The organism is Phaeodactylibacter xiamenensis, from assembly GCF_965229835.1.
GTDB classification, from domain to species: Bacteria; Bacteroidota; Bacteroidia; order Chitinophagales; family Saprospiraceae; genus Phaeodactylibacter; species Phaeodactylibacter xiamenensis.
Genome location: NZ_OZ245931.1, coordinates 1922534 through 1941154, shown reverse-complemented (window position 1 = coordinate 1941154; position 18621 = coordinate 1922534). Strand labels below are relative to the sequence as shown.

Here is an 18621-nt window from a genome sequence, read left to right as displayed (position 1 = left end):
CTCATGTTGACCTGGATACTTACGTTTGTGACCATCCCCGTTCTCATGCTCCTCCACGAAGGAGGGCACGCGTTAAGTGCGACGCTTCTGGGCTACCGGGTAGAGGGGTTGGGGATTGCCCCACGGACTTACATGCCTTATATCAGTGTTCATATTCAAAGAAGAGAATATTGGAGAAAGATCATTTTTATGGTCAGCGGCTGCGCAGTGACCGTAGCCTTATTTGCCTGGGCTTACCACTATACATTCTGGGGGCTGGAGTGGTTGTTCTATGCGTTGTGGCTACAGATTGCCATTGAGACCAATCCCTTCTTCTCTGACTTTTCCATGCTGCTCTTCGAGAGGGACATCAAGGAAAACGCCAAGGAAGACATCACCAATATGCAGGAAGCAGTGAAAGCCTGCTGGTTTACCAACAGATGGTACGCCCACGTTATGGCCTGGACTTTGCTGATTTCCGTGTTAATGAGTGTGAAACCAGAATTTTAACTTCAAAATTGATTCATCATGAAACCTGTTTATTTCATTTTTCTGTTTCTGCTGAGCATGCAGGTCAGCGCCTGCAACCAAGGTAACTCCCAAACGGTAGAGTTAGATTATCACCTGATCGCCTCGGACTCCCTGTTCAAGGGCATACAGGATAAGATTTTCAATGCCTTCGTCTCTGCAATGCTTCAAGAAGACATTCAGCCGGTTTTGGACCAGGAGAAAAAACTGGCTGAAGCACTGCCGAAAGCCCCACAGATTGGGCCCTACTGGCTTGCTTATAACTACTTCTACAAAGCCATATTCTTCGGTGAGATCGAAGACTACGAGAACAGCGAAGCCGCCGTCCTGAAAGGAATTGAAATCCTGGAAGCCAAAGAACGCAAGAATGCCGAAGACCTGGCATTACTGGCTTACATGCAGAGCTTTTCGATTCAGTTTGTATCGGGTATGAAAGCCGGGATCATATCCAACCGGTGCAAGAAAAATGCGCTTGCTGCTGTTGACCTGGATCCTGAGAACTTAAGAGCACACTACGTTTTGGGCAGTATCGACTACTATACCCCTGCTCAGTACGGTGGTGGCAAGAAAGCAGAAGACTATTTCAAAAAAGCCATTGAACTGCCAGACCAGCGCATCGCTAATCTCTATCTGCCAAGCTGGGGAAAGGAAGACGCCTATGTACTGCTCATTGAGCTTTTGTTGGAACAGGACCGTAAGGAAGAGGCCGTTACCCTGTACAAAGCGGGCGTAGCGCAATTCCCGGATAGCTATCGACTAGGTGAGGTGGCCAAATTGTTGATTTAGTCACAATACCAGCTCCATTTTCCCGTGAGATCTGAAGGCATCTAAAATGTAATAACAGGTATTGTGCCCCGGCCAAATCCCATAAGACTATGGCGGCCGGGGTTTTAAAACCGCTGAGTCATGAAAGTGTATATCCAATATTTTGGTCTTTTGTGGATTTTGCTTGTTCCTGTTGCACTGCTTGGCCAGGAAAAGGTATCAGGCCAAATCATCGACAAAAACGGGGCACCTGTTTTTGCAGCAAACGTATACCTGAAACAGCACCCCGCCACCGGCGCACTGTCTGATATGGATGGGCGATTCTCTTTACCGTTCAGCAGCCCTGAGGACACATTGGTCGTTTCCTTTCTTGGCTATAAAACACAGGAGGTGCCGCTGTCCCGGGATGGAGAAGCCCTGCAGATCATTCTGGAGGACAACACCAATATCCTGACAACGGTACAGGTGGCAGCGAAGCGGCCCGTTGCTCAGGATTTTGCCCTTATGGAGCTCAATAGATTTGACATCTACACTATCCCCTTTTCTTTTGCTGACCCACTCAAGGCATTAACGGTTTTATCGAGTTCTACCAATACAGAGGAGTCTGCTGAAGTAAACCTTAGGGGCTCTTCCAGTGGGCGAAGTATCGTGGTACTGGACGGCGTGCCTTTAGCTAACCCGGTCCGGTCTACCAATCTGGGAGGGAACGGCTTCTTTAGTATTTTTAATACCGAAATGGTAGAGCGGGTGACTGTATTCGCCAGTAACCCTTCCCTCGCATACGGCAATGCCACTGCAGGCATGGTAGAGGTGGAAACGGTGGAGCAGGTGGACGATCCATTCTGGCAGGCTTCCGCAGGATTGGGCAATGCGGGGCTTTTCCACGGGCGCCCTCTCGGCAAGCGGAGCAGCCTGCATGTGTATGGTAATCATCAGTTCTCAGGCGCCTTCCTCGAGGTAAATGGCAGCAATATCCCTGACCTCCGGGGATTCAGCGTGGCAGACGGTGGGTTTAAGCTGCACAGTCAGCTCCGTACCAACCTTTTGCTGGATTGGTATGGCTATGGCTTATCTGAGCGCAGCGCACTCGACCTAAACTTATTTACCCATCGGGGGCCGGCGGAAGCCCAAACCAACCGCCATTTTCAGGTAGCGAGGTTGCGTTTGCTGGGAGATATTTGGTCGCTTTCGGTAAATGTCAGCGGAGATTTCACCGCATCAGCGTTTGACTTTGGTAACCTGAGAGATGATAATCAATCCCAGCGGTATTATGCCTCACTCAATGGTCAGCTCAACTTGTTTGAGACCTGGACCCTGTCAGCAGGGATCACCACAGAAGAGGTGCGGTACCAATTCCGGGGATCAGAGCCTGATTACTACTTTGCGGTAAGGCCAACAGACCCAGACCGCCCAATATTAGGTATTGCCCGAAATAATAACACGGAGCTTTACCTGTTGAGCCGAAGCCGGTTCTTCAGTGAACGGTTGTCTGTGATTTCCGGATTTAGAAAGAACATCCCGGTCCTCTCCGGCCAGCCGGATTACTTTTCCAGGCAGCTGATCACAAAGTTTCATTTCACAGACGAGCATACTTTATCGGGCACAATTGGACAATACAATGGCTATCTCAACCCCAATTTTTTCAACCGGGCATTTAACTATGTCTACAGCGATCAGGGTGCTCTGGAATATGCCTATGACACGGAAAAAATCGGCCTGAATGCGGCCATCTTTCATAAAAGTGAAGGTGGAGATGTCCGGTTTGGACAAGATGGGATCGCTACCGAAAGGCGGCTTATTAACGGCGTTGAGACGCAGGTGCGCTACCGCTTTCAGGAGCACCTGGAGCTACAGGCTTCCTATGCCTACCTGGATGTAGAAAATACAAGCCCTGAAGGTATGGTGTTTAATGGTCAGAATGACCTGGATTACTTTATCAGGGTATTCCTGACTTACGACAACCCATCCCTGTTCAACCTCTCTGCTGCCTGGGTACACCGGCAAGGCCTGTGGTACACACCGGTCATCGGGAGCCAATGGCAGCAGCAGGCCAACGCCTATGAGCCTGTCTTTGCCGCATTGCCGAATCAGGCTCGAATGGATAATTATCACAGCCTAAGCTTTAACTGGTCGAAAACGATACCGCTGCAACGGTCGTTCCTGGTCGCTTTTGTTACCCTGAATAATGCACTAAATATTGAGAATCAACAGGAACAGGTTTTTACAGCACCGGACTACTCTGAGTTCGCCTGGCAATACTTACAACAGCGATCTCTTTACTTTGGAGCCGTGCTGAATTGGTAAATCCGTTGTAAATTTGCGACCAACCAATACTGATTGTTTTTATGTCTTTGCTCAACGACTGGAAATTCGTCCTCCTGCTCTGCCTCACCCTCGGCCTGGCGCCTTTCTATCCCGAGCCCCACATCTGGGGCAAGATCAAGTGGATACGTGGCGGGGCAGTGGGCATGCAGGCACTTGACTGGTTTGATGTCGTTCTGCATGGCTTTCCCTGGGTGCTTCTGATCCGGCTGCTCATAAGACGCCTACCATAGATTCCCGAAATTTTGGTTAGCTTTATACGTCTGAATCACTAAAACCTATTGATTTGAAACGTATACTGCTACTCCTGACCTTCGCTATGGCGCTGGGTCCACTGACCGCCCAGGAAGACTTCAAAGTCATTGGCTATCTGCCTTACTACCGGTTCAACTACAACAGTCAGATTGAATATGAACGACTGACCCACCTCAACCTTGCTTTTGCCAACCCGGATATGGAGGGCAACCTGGATATCGGTGGACAGGACATCACCCCGATTGTCAATGCCGCTAAGGCGAAGGGCGTGGAAGTCTATATTTCTCTGGCAGGCGGTGCCCTGACCGACGAATGGGAACAGGCCTGGGAACACCTCATGCTGCCTGGAAACCGGTCAGCTTTCATTCACAAAATTATGCAGTACGTCGAGCAGTACGGGCTGGATGGTATTGATTTTGACCTGGAATGGGGGCATGTCAATGAAAAGTACAGCCCCTTTGTGCTGGAATTGCGCGACTCCGTGGACGCCCACGGGCTGACGCTCACTGCAGCCCTGCCCGGTACCTATCGCTACCCCGATATTTCGGACGAAGCGCTGGCCGCCTATGACTGGATCAATATGATGGTGTATGACCTGACTGGTTCCTGGGACCCCGGCAACCCCGGGCCACACTCCCCATACTCCTTCGCCCTTAATGCGATGTTCTACTGGCAGGGACAAGGTGTAGCCAAGTCAAAGCTGACCCTCGGCGTGCCATTTTATGGTTATGATTTTGGGAGCACTCCGGTTTCCTCCTACCGCTATGGCACTATTGTGGACTGGGATCCGGCTAATGCCTGGGTGGATCAGGTAAATCAGGTATACTACAATGGCATCCCTACGATTGTACAGAAAACCCAGTTGGCAGAAGCTCAGCTATCCGGCATCATGATCTGGGAGTTGGGGCAGGATCATTTCTCTGACCTGTCCTTACTGCGCGCCATTGATGAAACGCTTAATGTGGTAGACGTTGAGGAGCCAATAGCAATGACTAAAATGCTGGAGGTCTTCCCCAACCCTTTCCGGGAAAGTCTCACCGTGGCCAACACTTCCGATCAGACCGTTCAGTACCGTATCAGCAATGTGAATGGGCAGGTGCTCAGGTCTGCTGTGCTTAACGGGCAGTCTCATATGGAAGTGGGCACCTGGGACTTGCCGGGTGGTTTTTACCTGCTGACGGCTCAAACTGCTGAAAGTCAGCAAACTTACAAGCTTGTGAAACGATAGACATGCAAAAAGTAATTGGAGTACTCCTTATACTGCTGCTGTTCAGCTGCGGTAAGCAACGCCTTTGGGTCAAAGGAAAAGTACAGCAAAAATCGTTTGCCCGGGAAATCCCGGTACAGATCAAAAACGGGCTGATTTTCGTGGAGGTATTTGTAAATGGCAGGCCCTGCAATTTTCTGATAGATACCGGTGCGCCTACCCTGATAGATGCCCAATTGGTGGAGGAACTGGGGCTCAAAACCAAAGCATTCGGTACAGCTGTTGATTCTTACGACCGGCGTAACCGTATTGACTACACCGTATTGGAAACCATAACCATAGACAGTATCAACTTTATCCGGCAGGGCGCTCTGATTTCCGATTTACGGAGTGTACCTGTCTTCGATTGCCTTGATATCGATGGGTTGCTGGGGGCTAATCTCATGCGCAATGCCTGCTGGCAAATGGATTATAAAAATGAAGTAATCCGTATTCAGGAAGATTGCGAGGGCTTTATTTACAGCGCAGATTGGATCGTGATGCCCTTCCGTGTCAATAATCAGGGAACGCCTAAGCTGTCGGTAACGCTCGGTGATAGTCTGCGCCTAAGTGACGTTACCCTGGATTTTGGTTCTTCCAGTGGCTTGTCGCTTGACTTAGAAGCCGTGGAGGAGATGTTTGACCCTGCTGGAGCAGACTTGTTTACCGCTGGTGCAGCCGGTGTAGGGCTCTATGGGGTGGAACTGGATTCCATTTGGTTTATGTCTCCGAAAGGGCTTTTTACTTCCCGTCAGGATCTGATTTTACCCGATGTCCGGGCGCGCATCCGGCGTAAAGGAGGCCATTTGTTTGGCACACAAATACTCCGGGAGTTCCGTTCTACGATCGACTGGCAAAACAATGAGTTGGTACTTGAGCCTGTGCCTATGGGCGAAAAGAGGAGCCCGGTCTGGAATAACTTTGGTTGCGCGCTGCAGCCGAATGGGGAGATACTCGAAGTCGCCCAACTGGTTTATCCATCTTTGGCGGTGGAATCCGGTCTAGTGCTTGGGGATACAGTCGTGGCCATCAATAGCCGCCCGGTAGATGCAACGGATTTTTGCGAAGCCAGAGCACTCTTTGGAGCGACTGACCCAATTGAGCTGACCATCCAAAGGCAGGAGAACCATTTGACAGTGAACCTACGGCAGCAGGATCTTTTTGATGCCCCGCAGAACAAGTCTAATAAAAAGCCCTGAAGCACAAAGCATGCTTCAGGGCTGTAAGTCAATTCCCCTTTATGGCTCTTATTGTTTCATCCACTTCAGAGTTTGAGTGGTACCATCTGATTTGGGGATTTCCAGGAAGTACAAGCCATTTGGCAGGTTTTGAGTTTGCCAGGGTAGTTGCTGTGCACCTGGTTCGAACTGCCGCTGCTCAATCAGCTGTCCCATTGTATTGATTAGGGAAACAGTTATTGGGAGCAGTGTTGGCTGGCCCAGGTCCACGGTAAATTGCCCGTTGGAAGGATTGGGGAAAATACGCGCCAGAGTTTCGTGGTCAGCGGCTACTTCTGGGCCATCATGAGGCACAACAAGGCTTGGTGAAGCCCCCTGAACAGTTACGTTGCTGACAACCGCATTGACAGTGCCATTCGGAGTATGGGTGAAGGTCGCGATGCCTACTTCAGCGCACTCCGGCAAATCCATGTATACCTGATGGATCAGTACCCAGTTATTGCCAGCGTTTCTGTAGTACCCCCGGAACCAGTTGCCCTGCCGTACGATGCGTAGCCAGAAGGGGAAAGAAGCATACAGATGGGTGTCATTGTGTGGTGCACCGGTCTGATAGCGTGTTTCCCAGCGGGTCATGTTCGTGCCATTAGAGTAGAATGCAATCTTGCGGGCACCCGGAGCATCGCTCTCGCGAATCATCAGGCCAACGTATCCGCCTGTGACTTCCCGGACCCGTGCCTGTATACCGCCATTGCCGCATAAGGTTTGACCAATGAAGCTTACATCATCAGAGGTGTCGTCGCCCAGGTTGTTGGCACCTGAACTAAGGGTGAAGTCTCCGTTTGCAGGGTTGTTCCGTGTACAGGGGTCGAAGCTATAGGTGCTGCCATCGCCCTGATCACCGATGTCGGCAGTAGTCCATGGCGCTGGAAGTGCAGTACCTTCCACTACCGTGATTACGCCTTCACAGCTTACATTATTGCCATCATCGTCAGTGGCTTGCAGGGTGACAATATGCTCGCCCCGGGTGGAGCAGTTAAAGGTGTTGGGCGCTACGGAAAGCAGGTTGATGGCGCAGTTGTCAACGCTGTTGGCTTCATCAAACAGATCATCAGGAGTAAGGCTGGCATTGCCGTATGGATCAAGCTCTTTGACAAAGCTCTTGCAGAATACAACGGGGGCAATATTGTCCCGTACCGTAACCGTGGCGTTGCACTGGCTTTGATTGTCGCTGCCATCCTTCAGGCCAAGGGTAATTGTATTGGAGCCGAGGTCATAGCAGTCAAAAGTGCCCTTGGAAATGCTACGCTCACTAATGCCGCAGGCGTCAAAGGAAGCATCGTCTACATCTCCGGACGTGATGGATGCCAGGCCCTCTTCATCCAGGTAAACCGTTATGTCTTTGCAGTTGGCCGTGGGCGCTATAGCATCGATAACCTGAATGGATGCTGAATTGGAAGCCTCATTCCCGCTGAGGTCAGTCGCTTTTAGCATCACGGTTTGAGGGCCAAGGTCATTGCAATTGAATACGGACTTATCCAGTTCATAGTCCGCAATGCCACAGTTGTCGGTCGAATTGTTGTTGACATCTTCCGGGTTTAGTACCGCTTCTCCATTAGCGTTGAGGTACAGATCATAGGATTTGGTATTGACGACTGGCAGACCGGTGTCCATCAAGGTGAAATTTCGGTCATAGTCTGCCTCATTGCAACGATTGTCTGAACCTGTCCAGCTGTACACGGTAGGGCCAACATCCGCACAGGAATAGGTTTGAGCGGATGCCTCAAGGATTTGGGTGCCTCCTCCTTCCTGATCGGTAAAGGAATCCAGAAAGTCATCCAGGTCCAAATCAATAGTAGGGGTGCTCAGGTTAATGACCTGGGAGCCGGTGGTGTAGGTGGCAACCGGTGCCTGCTGGTCGGGCTGTAATTGTATGGGCGTGCCCTGAATGTCCTCAAATGCGCCATCGGTGACATCAAAGGTCTCATCATAGATAACGATATCTTCAACCGGGAAATGAAGGTCATCATCAAAGATGAAAAACTCTTCCATTATTGGTTCGAACTCAATGTTCAAACACTGTACGCCGTCGAAATTAAACGGAGGAATATTGGGCTCACAGATTTCCTGCTCAAAGCCTCCAACTTCGAGTTCCCCCTTCAGGATTTCAAGGCCCACTTCAAAAACTACCTCTTCGGTGATAGCGGTAGACAGTTTGTCGTTGACCATGATGAAAGAAGGGGTGACCATCGTTGGCTCAGGGGCACCGTCTGGGTACCTTACCCGCAATGTGTGGCCGGCTTTAATAGTCGCTGTTGACCCTGTTCCAGTATTGACCACACTATTCGTACCTGGGTCAACCTCTTCGTATTGCAGCGTCTGACTAAATGCAAATTGGATATTGACCTCCCCTTCAAACTCCACTTTTCTGCGCTGTGCTATTTCCAGCCCCAGGGGCGTATTAAATGCCGTGAAATCGACAGAGGCGATGCCGGCATCAAACCCGATACTCAGAGGGATACCTGTAAAGTACTGCTGGAAATTGAGTGGGCTGAAGTGAATATTAACGAAGTTTTTCAGGGAGTTGTCACTTAATTTTTTTCCCGTCAGGTTGTCCGGGCCATCTCCGGCAAAGGGATTATCGATTGTTCCACCCAAAAAGATAGCATCTTCAATGAAGGCAGGGATGGTAACCGGAAAGGAACCAGGTATTGCCCCGCTTGGTGCGCTCAGGCCTGGGATGTAGTCCCAGGGCCAGGTAATACCGGTATTGGTATTCAGGCCAAAGAAAGGATCTTCCCAACCATCGCCAAAGTCCTGCCAGTTACTTGAGGTAGCGCTTCCAAAGCCCTCAGGAGCCGATATTTCCTCCAGATTGCCAATCGAGGCAGAAACCCCACCGGTAAAAGAAGTCCCCAGCTCAAAGTCGAGGGTAGGTGGGGTAACCGCGAGGTCGTACCCTGCACCGACAGTGCAATCGGTTGTGATTTCGATCCAGTCGTTGCAGCCAAACGTATTGGCATCCGGGTATTGAATAGTGATGTCAAGAGGATAGGTGATGTCGACCTGTCCGCCATTCAATTCTTTGAGTTGGAAATAGGCCCCAAACTCTATGCCTCCCTTGAGGAACAACAGATCAAGGATCTTCTCATCCACGAACTGAGAGACCTTCCCATCGCCGAGAAATTGCTTATCGAGGTTTAGGCCCGCTGGCGTACCGCCGTTGGCTTCGAATAAGCTCTGTCCATTGGCTTGAAAAACAGGGTTGAAATTTGCAGTCTGCTGCCCGTAGGATAGGCCAGGCAGGATCATACCAAGCACAAGCAGGAATGCCCGGAATGTAGTGAGGTGAAAATAGTGCATGTTGATTAGTTTTGATAATGTGACTTTTCCGGGCCATAAAGGGGGCGGCCCCGGACTGAACAATACAAAACTAAATGCCGGTGATTGCAGCTAAACGGTGATGTCGCCGAAGGGCTGAAGTAGATGCATGAATGTCAAAACCAGGAGCATGAATGACATTTGCTTTAACCAGTAACGGGCAGCCGGACAAGGCATAGCGTACCGCCACCCGGTTGGGGCTCAATGGTGAATGCGCCCTGATTGCGTTCAGCAAAAGCCTTGCAGAGGGGTAAGCCCAGCCCGGTACCCCGCTCTCCGGAGGTCCCTTCCCGGGATTCAACAGACCGCCCTTCCATTACGGCAGCAATTTGATTAGCAGACATGCCTTGCCCGGTATCTTCTACAGATAACACTACCTGCTGCCCATCCTGCTTTCCCGATACCCGGATACGGCCAGATGAAGGGGTGAACTTAATGGCGTTGCTGATCAGGTTGCGCAGGATGAGCTGCACACTGTTTTGGTCGGCAAAGGCATTGAGGTTGGGCGGGACCTCATCGATCAGTTGGATGTCCTTCAGTTCAGCATGGGATTCGAACAGCTGGAGCGTATGTGCAGCTTCTTGTTGCAGATGCACAGAAGTGGGCTTCAACCGAACACCTTCCAGTTGAGTGAGCGCCCACTGCAGGAGGTTATCAAGCAATGTGTTGAGGTTGGCTGCACTTTTGTTGACCTGCCCAAATACCTGTTCTAAGCGGTCCAGGTTGCGGTTTTTGAGATGGAAACCGACGATTTGTGCCAGTTGCTGGAAGGCACTGGCTTCTCCCCTAAGGTCGTGGGCAATAATGGCAAACAACTGGTCTTTGGTCTGATTGAGCTCGGCAAGCTTTAGGTTTTGGGCGGCAATTTGGCGCCTGCCCTGAAGGACCTTGTGGTACAGTACACCCAAAACGGAGAGGAGCAACAATAATATGGCTACGGCGGCCAGAATACGGTTGCGCTGTTTGATCGTTTGCTGGTTCTCCAGCCTTAGGAATTCATTCTCTGCCTCTGTTTGCTCCGTTTCGTACCGGGTCCGGATTTCCTGTATCGCCGCGCGGTTTTCAGCTTTGGAAAGGCTATCAGCGATGGCAGTGCTTTCCTGATAGGCCACTAAGGCATTGACATGATCCCCTAATTCCTGGTACGCCTTAGAAAGTAGTTTGGCTGCATCCCCCCTGAGGTGAGGAAGCCCGATCTGATCGGCAGTGCGCTGACATTCTAAAAGTAACCCAATGGCACGCTGAGGCTGCCCCAGCTGTATGTACCCATCCGCAACATTAATTAAACTGTAAATGAAGTATCCGGGGTCCGCACCTGCTCTGGCCTGAGCTTCTGCTTCAGAAAGGTAGCCCATGCCCTGCTCTTTAGCGCCTTGCTTCAGGGACAAAAGGCCTAAAATGGACAACGCGTAGCTGGTACTGGAAGGGTCCTGCATCTTTTTACCCATGTCCAGCGCATAATCCAGAACTTCCCGGGCGGTTTCCAGCCTGGACACTTCAATCAGGTACACACCATAGTCTGACAGGCCTATCGCCAGGTCTCTGTTGACGAACTGATGGGTACGGACCAGTTGCCAGGACTGTTCCCGGTAGCGGCCCTCCTGCAGGGTATCGCCCATATTCCCATAAATGGTGCCAAGGTTCTCATATAGTCCGGCAAGGTGGTTGTTGTTGCCCAGCGCTTCATCAATGGCTATAGCCTCCAGCAGATAACTGATCCCCTCTTCCTGATCAATCTGCATATTGGCCAGGTTTTCCAGTATATAGGGCAGTATTTCTTTGAAATCAATACGTTTTGCTGCTTCAAGTGCCTGGTTATAATTGAGTATAGCAGAATCCGGTTGCCCCAGCTGCCGGAAGGTACTGCCGAGGTTGAACAAGGCAGCAGTTGCCTTTTTGCGATAGTCCGGGCTGGGGGCTTCCATACCGGATACAATGGCTTCCATTAGTGTGTAGTAGTATCTGGCGGAGTCGGGCTGGCTTTGATAGAAGAAAATATTCCCGAGCAGGTTACAGGCTTCGAGCCGGACTTTGTCTGAGGGGTTGGGGTCAAGCGAAAGCGCTTGGTGTACCATGGTTTTAGCAGGTTCAAATCCACCATTCATACACTCGTAATCGGCGAGGCAGATTTGAGCAAGGGCGAGCCGTTCTTTGTCCTGAGTAGCTTCCGCTATAGCCATAGCAGCTTCCGCAAAGGTGAAGCCAGACTCCGGATTGATTTTGAGGTACTGGTTGGCGAGTTGAAGGTTGATGGTAAACCGCTCATCTTGTGAGAGGTCATCCTTCAAAAGTTGCTCCAGGCTGTCGAGGCTGGCAGGCTGACCGCTCAGAAGGGCCGGCATTAGCAGGGTGCTCAGGCTGATGAGCAGCCAATAAGTCTGTTTCACACTACAATAAATTAAGATTGTTCAGTAATTTTTCACGGTAGGTTTTGCCAATGGTCACGGTCTTATTGCCAACGACCAGCCAGGCGCCGCTGCTTTCAATACGCTCGATGGCTGAGGCCCGGACGATGGCGGAGCGGTGCACCTGCAGAAAATCCTGCATCGGTAGTTTGGCGGCAATTTCTTTAAGCGGGCTTCTGACCAAAAAAGTGTCTTCGGCTGTGGTTACCGTGCAGTAGCGGTCTTTCGAAACCTCTACCAGCAGGATATCTTCAAAACGGACCTTGTGGATCATATCCGCGGCTTTGACAAACAAAGCTTGCTGCAATGCAATGCCACTTTCCCAATCCGGACTGACCTGCAGGGTTTCCCGCTCTATCTGATCAGCAGCAAAGCGGTAAATCGCCAGTTCCAAAGCGGCCTGTAGGTCTTGCTGTGTGAAGGGCTTTACCAAATAGCCATAGGGCAGGGTACCCTTCACCCGGTCGAGCGTAGCCTGATCAGCTCGGGCGGTAGTGTAAATGAGGGGTGTTGGTCGCAGTTGGTTGATGCGGTTGGCTAGTTCAATTCCGTCTTGCTGCCCGTTGATTTCGATATCCAACAGTACAACATCCGGCTTAGTAGCGAATAGCAACTCCAGAGCTTGTCTGGCATTGTCGGCCAGACCTGCCAGTTCGTACCCCAGCTCCTGAGTAACGACAAACAAGAACTCCTGATGAATCGGATTGTCTTCTACACCAAGTATTTTGATCATGAGTCCAGTATCCGGGGTTAATTTCCAATCGAAAACCCATATTGTAAGCTTTCTGTGCTTTTTCCTCAAATATATACGGAAGATCAGCCAGCAGGATGCAAATTTAATTCAATTTCAAGCAGTAGGGAAGGTGCCTTGTGAATACATGGCGTTTTGATTTAAGTGGGGGTACTGTATTGGTGTTCATGAAGCAATGACCACTATTCGTACGCCAGTACCTCCACCAGGTAAGCACCGGAATACCCTAAGTCTTTGAGTTCGCTGCGCATATCCTCTGCTTCCTGCCGGGAACGGAAACACTTCTTAGTTTCCACCACCCATACCTGTTCACAGGGGCGGTAGCGTGCCACCAGATATTTGTGGAAAGGGTAGTCCTTGGGATGCGTGAACTTTAGTATAGCCACCTGCACCTTGTATTCGGTTACAGGAGTGGTCTCAAACTTCGGTAAGGCCGGAGGCTTTGCCATAGCCCCCTTGTCATACATCACAGGGATTTCATCGCAATAAGAGGGGCGCTCTTGTGCCTGGCTTAGAATTGGCAACAGGCAAATGTTGATCAGGAGTACAAAATATTTAGCTATATTCATGAGAGTCTGTTTATGGTGTCACAGCTTTTTGTCTGTGTATTGACCAAGGCAAAATAACGATTTTATTGCAATAATAGTGTTAGGCGTTTTATCTTCCTGCCAGAATCAATTTATGACTAATGAATCGTTTACTGCTGCTACTGTTATTTCTTGCTTTCAGCTTCACTTTTCTTCTGGCTCAACCCGATGACCCGCTGCGTACTAAAGCCAATGAGCTCGCCCGGCAGTTTATTATCACCGATGGGCATGTGGACTTGCCATACCGTCTGCGGGTACAGAATTTCCGCCTGGAGCGGGAGTACCTGGGCATCCCGGTAGAAACGGACAAAGGCGACTTTGACTATGTTCGGGCCAAGGCAGGCGGGCTGGATGCTCCTTTCATGTCTATATTCATTCCTGCTTCACGGGAAGATAACGGAGCAAGGGCGCTGGCAGATTCCCTCATTGATATGGTGGTGGGTATTACACAAGCCCACCCGGATAAGTTTGCCCTGGCCAATTCCCCGGCTGAGGTGGAGGCTAATTTTAAAAAAGGCATCATCTCTTTGCCCATGGGCATGGAAAATGGCTCGCCTATTGAGCGGAAGCTTGAAAATGTGCAGTACTGGCATGACCGTGGCATCCGTTACATCACCCTCACGCACAGCAAAGACAACCACATCTGCGATTCCTCCTATGACACCACCGGCACCTGGAACGGCCTCAGCCCTTTCGGGCAACAGGTAGTCCGTGAGATGAACCGTGTAGGGATCATGGTGGATATCTCCCATGTCTCCGATAGCACTTTTTGGCAGGTGATGGAAATGACGGACGTGCCCTGCATCGCTTCACATTCTTCCTGCCGTAAATTTACCCCGGGTTTTGAGCGCAATATGAATGACGATATGATCCGCCGCCTGGCAGAGAACAACGGCGTCATGCAGATCAATTTCGGCTCCACTTTCCTCGATGGCAATATCTCAAAGCAGATGGATGAAAAACGGGCGGAACTTACCCGGCTACTGGAAGAAAAAGGCTTAAGTTACGACGACGAGGAAGCCCAACCGGTGATTGACAAATTCCAGGAAGACAATGAGGTGCTGATGGCGGATGTGAAAACCGTGGCCGATCACATTGACCATGTGGTGAGCCTGGTAGGCGTGAACCACGTTGGGTTTGGGTCGGACTACGATGGAGTGGGAGATACCCTTCCTACTGGTCTGAAGGATGTCTCTCAGTACCCCAACCTCATTTACGAACTACTGCAGCGCGGCTATTCAGAATCTGACATTGAAAAAATCTGTTATAAAAATGTGTGGCGGGTATGGCAGGCGGTAGAGGATGCAGCGGAGTGACCCCTGTTACCAGCGGGCGTATTCAATGTATTTGGCGATAGCATCTGCTTTGGCTTTTCCTTCAAGCCTTTCTACGAGGTATAGCGCCCCGTCAATCCCGGAAGAAACACCGGCTGCGGTGACGATCTTGCCGGAGTCTACATACTTTACGCCAGTTAATACTTCGCTCTGTGGCGCTTCCTGCTTCAAGCGCTCAATTTCCCCGTGGAAGGTAGTCACGCGGTGCCCGTTCAGCAGCCCGGCGGTGGCATAGTAAAATACGCCAGTGCAAACGCTGAAAAGTACCTGGCAGGCTGGGGCGGTCTCCTGTATCCATCGAATAACTTCCTGCTGTTGGACCGCTTCCTCCGAATTGCCCCCGAAAGTAGCGAGTATATCTATCGGCGGGCAGTCAGTGATATCGTATGGTGGCAGTATCTTCACTATCCCCTGACTGGTCACCGGGCTTTTATCCCGGGCAACGATGAAAACCTCCCATCCTGCATTGGTGAACACTTCAACCGGGCCGGCAAAGTCAAGGATTTCCATGCCTGGATGAATAAGGGCTGCTATGCGTATGGCGTTGGGCATGAGGATTGGTTTAAAATATTATAAGGTGTAGCAAGGGCAATAGTTTGGAGTTTCATCGCCGAAGGGCTTCAATGATATCGCCTACATTCCGGCGTTCAAAGGTTTGCATCAGCCTGAGCCCGTTTCTTAGTGCCCACCCCGGCGGACGGGCGACAAGGCCTCCAACCTGGTGAACCCAATAGTCTGCCTGTTCAAGCCGTTGCTCGTAGGCTGAGCCGTTAAGGCGCCAAAGCTCACAGGCCAGTTCCCAGGAAAAGGCCCGGGCGTTGCCCATACTGAAGTTGATGATGGCTTCATCTTTATCGTTGCCCAGCCAGTCTGCCAGAAAAAACAGAGGAGAAACCCGGCTCAGCCGGTCCTGTAGCTCGTTCACGATCTCAGCCAATATTTCATTGACTTTTTCGAAGTCATGTTTCAAGGGTAGGAGCGGCTTGTCTTTCATCAGCTGGCTGGCGGCAATAGCCAAATCGTAGTTGATGTGCGCATTCATACCTAGTAAGATGTGCTGAATAATTGCCACGGAGGAACGGGTGCTTTCAAAAGCCAGGCGCCAACACCGGGCGATAGGCTTACCATGCTGCCAATCCTCATAGGCATCCAGATAAAGATTGGCGAACGCTACATCGAACCGTTCCATGCGAGGCCCATCTTCGAAGGCTCTCCTGGCAATAGCCCGTTGTACCTGATCGGTAGTCCGGCGGTAGATATAGGCAAACAGCCCTACAGGGTCCCCATTGGCAATGGCTGTGGCTATGATACGGTCGAGGGCATCAAGGACCTCTCTTATGGTTGTTGGGCGCATGATCGTGGGGTATTAGGCTTTCAAAATAAGAAAAAATTGATGAACAACCTTAATCTTATTATTTGTCGATGGCCGTTAACTGTAGCCATTCAAGCGCTGAATTCCGCCAAAAATTCTATTTTTGCCCGTCAAGTCCAAAACCAAATCGCCATGCGGAATAAATTTCTTCTTTTCTTTCTGATCCTGTCTTCCTCTGCTTTACAGGCACAGTTTAGTACGCTGGAGCAGCGCCTTTTCGAATTGCCCGATGTGCTCTTCAAAGCCATTGATGCGCCTGATGGGTTCGAAGCCGCCTATGAGCTGCATATCAAGCAGCCCATTGACCATGAAAACCCGGAAAAGGGGTACTTCTATCAGCGCGCCTACCTTTCACACCGTAGCTTCGAAGCGCCAATGGTACTGGCCACTGAGGGCTACATGCGCCCTTCCAACCGTATGTACGAACTCACTGGCTACCTCAATGCCAATCAGGTGGATGTGGAGCACCGCTACTTTGGTACTTCTTCCCCGGATTCTCTGGATTATACTTACCTGAACCTGAAGCAGGTGACAGCCGATTTGCACCATATCCGTACCCTGCTTGGCCAACTGTATACGCAGCCCTGGGTGAGTACGGGCATTAGCAAAGGGGGGCAAACGACCATCTTTTACCGCTACTTCTACCCCGATGATGTAGCGGCTTCTGTGCCCTACGTAGCCCCACTCAACCTGGAGCTGACGGATGACCGGATATACGAATTCCTGGCGAATGTGGGTACTGAAGAATGCCGCAAAGGCATCCGCGATGTGCAAATGCGCGTATTAAAAAATCGGGAGGAATTGCTGCCCCTTCTTCGTTGGCACGCCAAAGGCGCAGGCATGGAATTTACCTATCTCAGCCTGGAAGAGGCTTTCGAATATGCGGTTTTGGAATACCCTTTTTCTTTTTGGCAGTTGGGGCACGACTGTGAGGCGATCCCAGGCAAAACAGCTGGCCTGGAAACCCTGCTGGAGCACTTTGTCAAGGTTGTGGGGCTGGACTTCTATTCCGATGCCTCCATGTTTGGCTATGCCTCACACTACTGGCAGGCGGGCGATGAGATGGGCTACTACGGCTTTCAGACTAAGCCCTTCAAGGGATTGCTGAAGGAAATTACAGAAGAGGAGCCTACCGCCATCTTTATGCCGGGCAAAGCTCCGATGAAGTTTGATCCTGCTTTCGTAAAGTCTGTATACAACTGGACGCAGCGCGAGGCCGATGAAATGATCTACATCTACGGCGCGATTGATACCTGGACCGCCACCGGCGTCCCCGTTTCCGATAAGGTGGACGCGAAGTGGTTTGTCATGGAAGGCAAAGACCACGGCAGTGCCCGCATCCGCAATATGAGCGAAGCGGAGCGTGCAGAGCTCCTGCAAACTCTGGAGCAGTGGATGAATGCAAGTAAACATTAAAAGATATTCAGAGCTATGAGAATTTTGCTGATTTTGCTGGCGCTAAGCCTTAATGCGATTGGGCTGATGGCGCAAGACACGCAGGCTGGCGATACGACGATTTACCGGGCACTGGAGGCCCCTCCCCGTTTTCCGGCCTGCGAACAACTGGATACCACGCTGATAGTCATACAGAAATGCGCAGAGCAGTCTTTGCTCGAGTTTATGTACAGCAACATCCGCTACCCGCAGGAAGCCCGGGAGCAGAACCTGGAGGGTAATGTTGTAGCTACATTCGTGGTGGAAAAAGACGGCAGCCTTTCCAATCTGTCCGTCCTGAAAGACATCGGCGGTGGTGCAGGGCTGGAAGTCCTTCGTGTGGTGGAAGCCATGAATAACGCTGAAATCCGATGGGTGCCTGCAGAAAAAGACGGACAACCCGTACGGTTTCAGTATACCCTGCCGATAAAGTTCAAACTGGAGGAAGCACCTCCTTACACCATGGTTGGCCGGGATTCGGTATATACCATCTATGACACGCCCCTTGAATTTACGGGCGGGCAGGATGCTCTTATGGCTTACCTGCAGGATAACCTGGATTACCCGGAGGTACCTGCTGATACCTGTATCGTGGGTCGTATCGAGCTTCAATTACTTGTGCGCCCTTCCGGCGAAGTACGCATTCTTGACCTGGTGGATTACAACGACCTGGGCTTCGATTTTTGGTACGAAGCAATAGATGCGGCTACTTCCACTTACGGTAAATGGGATATTGCCACCTATGAGGGGCGGGGAGTTTCAGCTGCATTCGATCTGAGCTTGCCCTTTATCCCCGAAAACACAGCTTGTGCTACTCTGGTGGAAGAGTACGAAGCTGCGAATACCCTGGCTCAGGAAGGTGCCAAGTTGTTTGCTGATGAGGAACAGGAACCGGGTCTCGCTAAACTGACGCAGGCCATTGATATGTTTCCGAACAATGCGGAATTCCTGCTCATGCGGGGGCAGGCTTATCTGGACATGCAGCGCTACAGTGAGGCTTGTTCTGACTTGCGCCTGGCGCGGTCCATCTCCCTCGTAACCTGGTATGATGCGGTGCTGCCGATCATTTGCCGGCAGTAAAAAATGA

Annotated in this window: 15 protein-coding genes; 9 read left to right on the top strand and 6 right to left on the bottom strand. The window is 50.9% G+C overall.

The features are described 5' to 3' along the window. The first annotated feature begins 3 nt into the window (after positions 1-3). The 6 genes from ACO08I_RS07125 to ACO08I_RS07100 all read left to right on the top strand — a co-directional run bounded on the left by ACO08I_RS07125 (position 4) and on the right by ACO08I_RS07100 (position 6294). Positions 4-489: a hypothetical protein gene (locus ACO08I_RS07125; RefSeq protein ID WP_282783876.1), complete on the top strand. Its 486-nt coding sequence runs from the start codon at positions 4-6 to the stop codon at positions 487-489. A gap of 18 nt (positions 490-507) precedes the next feature. Continuing rightward, positions 508-1293 (top strand): hypothetical protein, encoded by a 786-nt coding sequence (locus tag ACO08I_RS07120; protein WP_282783878.1) that lies wholly within the window; start codon positions 508-510, stop codon positions 1291-1293. Between the two features lie 120 nt (positions 1294-1413). After that, the gene (locus tag ACO08I_RS07115; protein ID WP_282783880.1) at positions 1414-3576 is read left to right on the top strand and encodes a TonB-dependent receptor plug domain-containing protein; all 2163 of its coding nucleotides are present in this window, start codon (positions 1414-1416) and stop codon (positions 3574-3576) included. A 41-nt stretch (positions 3577-3617) separates the two neighbouring features. Beyond that, a complete protein-coding gene (locus ACO08I_RS07110; RefSeq protein WP_421948910.1) occupies positions 3618-3827 on the top strand; it encodes a hypothetical protein in 210 nt (69 codons plus the stop codon). A 53-nt stretch (positions 3828-3880) separates the two neighbouring features. Next, a complete protein-coding gene (locus ACO08I_RS07105) occupies positions 3881-5077 on the top strand; it encodes a glycosyl hydrolase family 18 protein (RefSeq protein ID WP_421948909.1) in 1197 nt (398 codons plus the stop codon). 2 nt (positions 5078-5079) lie between these two features. Then, on the top strand, positions 5080-6294 hold the full coding sequence (locus tag ACO08I_RS07100) for an aspartyl protease family protein (RefSeq protein ID WP_421948908.1): 1215 nt from the start codon (positions 5080-5082) through the stop codon (positions 6292-6294). A gap of 48 nt (positions 6295-6342) precedes the next feature. On the opposite strand, the gene ACO08I_RS07095 is transcribed toward ACO08I_RS07100, so the two are convergent. The 4 genes from ACO08I_RS07095 to ACO08I_RS07080 form a co-directional block, all read right to left on the bottom strand. Next, a complete protein-coding gene (locus ACO08I_RS07095) occupies positions 6343-9633 on the bottom strand; it encodes a T9SS type A sorting domain-containing protein (protein WP_421948907.1) in 3291 nt (1096 codons plus the stop codon). A 164-nt stretch (positions 9634-9797) separates the two neighbouring features. Next, positions 9798-12038, bottom strand: coding sequence for an ATP-binding protein (locus ACO08I_RS07090; protein WP_421948906.1), 2241 nt, complete (start codon positions 12036-12038; stop codon positions 9798-9800). 1 nt (position 12039) lies between these two features. Further along, positions 12040-12789: a LytR/AlgR family response regulator transcription factor gene (locus ACO08I_RS07085; RefSeq protein WP_282779204.1), complete on the bottom strand. Its 750-nt coding sequence runs from the start codon at positions 12787-12789 to the stop codon at positions 12040-12042. A 200-nt stretch (positions 12790-12989) separates the two neighbouring features. Further along, a complete protein-coding gene (locus tag ACO08I_RS07080; RefSeq protein WP_044229326.1) occupies positions 12990-13376 on the bottom strand; it encodes a hypothetical protein in 387 nt (128 codons plus the stop codon). Positions 13377-13495: 119 nt separating this feature from the next. Between ACO08I_RS07080 and ACO08I_RS07075 the strand changes: the two genes are divergently transcribed. Next, positions 13496-14710: a dipeptidase gene (locus ACO08I_RS07075; RefSeq protein WP_282779208.1), complete on the top strand. Its 1215-nt coding sequence runs from the start codon at positions 13496-13498 to the stop codon at positions 14708-14710. Positions 14711-14716: 6 nt separating this feature from the next. Here ACO08I_RS07075 and ACO08I_RS07070 read toward each other — a convergent pair whose 3' ends face one another. Together ACO08I_RS07070 and ACO08I_RS07065 are read right to left on the bottom strand one after the other, a co-directional pair. Next, complete coding sequence (locus ACO08I_RS07070) at positions 14717-15280, bottom strand: DJ-1/PfpI family protein (RefSeq protein ID WP_282779210.1); 564 nt, start codon at positions 15278-15280, stop codon at positions 14717-14719. Positions 15281-15332: 52 nt separating this feature from the next. Beyond that, positions 15333-16082: a DUF5995 family protein gene (locus tag ACO08I_RS07065; protein ID WP_282779212.1), complete on the bottom strand. Its 750-nt coding sequence runs from the start codon at positions 16080-16082 to the stop codon at positions 15333-15335. Positions 16083-16232: 150 nt separating this feature from the next. Between ACO08I_RS07065 and ACO08I_RS07060 the strand changes: the two genes are divergently transcribed. Next, entirely contained in the window at positions 16233-17516 is a 1284-nt protein-coding gene (locus ACO08I_RS07060; RefSeq protein WP_421948905.1) for a S28 family serine protease, read from the top strand. Between the two features lie 15 nt (positions 17517-17531). Beyond that, positions 17532-18614: a TonB family protein gene (locus tag ACO08I_RS07055; protein WP_421948904.1), complete on the top strand. Its 1083-nt coding sequence runs from the start codon at positions 17532-17534 to the stop codon at positions 18612-18614. Positions 18615-18621: the final 7 nt, after the last annotated feature.

Excerpts from the sequence above, each read along its gene's own strand:
- ACO08I_RS07125 (WP_282783876.1), top strand. The coding sequence starts at position 4 with ATGTTGACCTGGATACTTACGTTTGTGACCATCCCCGTTCTCATGCTC.
- ACO08I_RS07120 (WP_282783878.1), top strand. The coding sequence starts at position 508 with ATGAAACCTGTTTATTTCATTTTTCTGTTTCTGCTGAGCATGCAGGTC.
- ACO08I_RS07115 (WP_282783880.1), top strand. The coding sequence starts at position 1,414 with ATGAAAGTGTATATCCAATATTTTGGTCTTTTGTGGATTTTGCTTGTT.
- ACO08I_RS07110 (WP_421948910.1), top strand. The coding sequence starts at position 3,618 with ATGTCTTTGCTCAACGACTGGAAATTCGTCCTCCTGCTCTGCCTCACC.
- ACO08I_RS07100 (WP_421948908.1), top strand. The coding sequence starts at position 5,080 with ATGCAAAAAGTAATTGGAGTACTCCTTATACTGCTGCTGTTCAGCTGC.
- ACO08I_RS07095 (WP_421948907.1), bottom strand. The coding sequence starts at position 9,633 with ATGCACTATTTTCACCTCACTACATTCCGGGCATTCCTGCTTGTGCTT.
- ACO08I_RS07085 (WP_282779204.1), bottom strand. The coding sequence starts at position 12,789 with ATGATCAAAATACTTGGTGTAGAAGACAATCCGATTCATCAGGAGTTC.
- ACO08I_RS07080 (WP_044229326.1), bottom strand. The coding sequence starts at position 13,376 with ATGAATATAGCTAAATATTTTGTACTCCTGATCAACATTTGCCTGTTG.
- ACO08I_RS07075 (WP_282779208.1), top strand. The coding sequence starts at position 13,496 with ATGAATCGTTTACTGCTGCTACTGTTATTTCTTGCTTTCAGCTTCACT.
- ACO08I_RS07070 (WP_282779210.1), bottom strand. The coding sequence starts at position 15,280 with ATGCCCAACGCCATACGCATAGCAGCCCTTATTCATCCAGGCATGGAA.
- ACO08I_RS07065 (WP_282779212.1), bottom strand. The coding sequence starts at position 16,082 with ATGCGCCCAACAACCATAAGAGAGGTCCTTGATGCCCTCGACCGTATC.
- ACO08I_RS07060 (WP_421948905.1), top strand. The coding sequence starts at position 16,233 with ATGCGGAATAAATTTCTTCTTTTCTTTCTGATCCTGTCTTCCTCTGCT.
- ACO08I_RS07055 (WP_421948904.1), top strand. The coding sequence starts at position 17,532 with ATGAGAATTTTGCTGATTTTGCTGGCGCTAAGCCTTAATGCGATTGGG.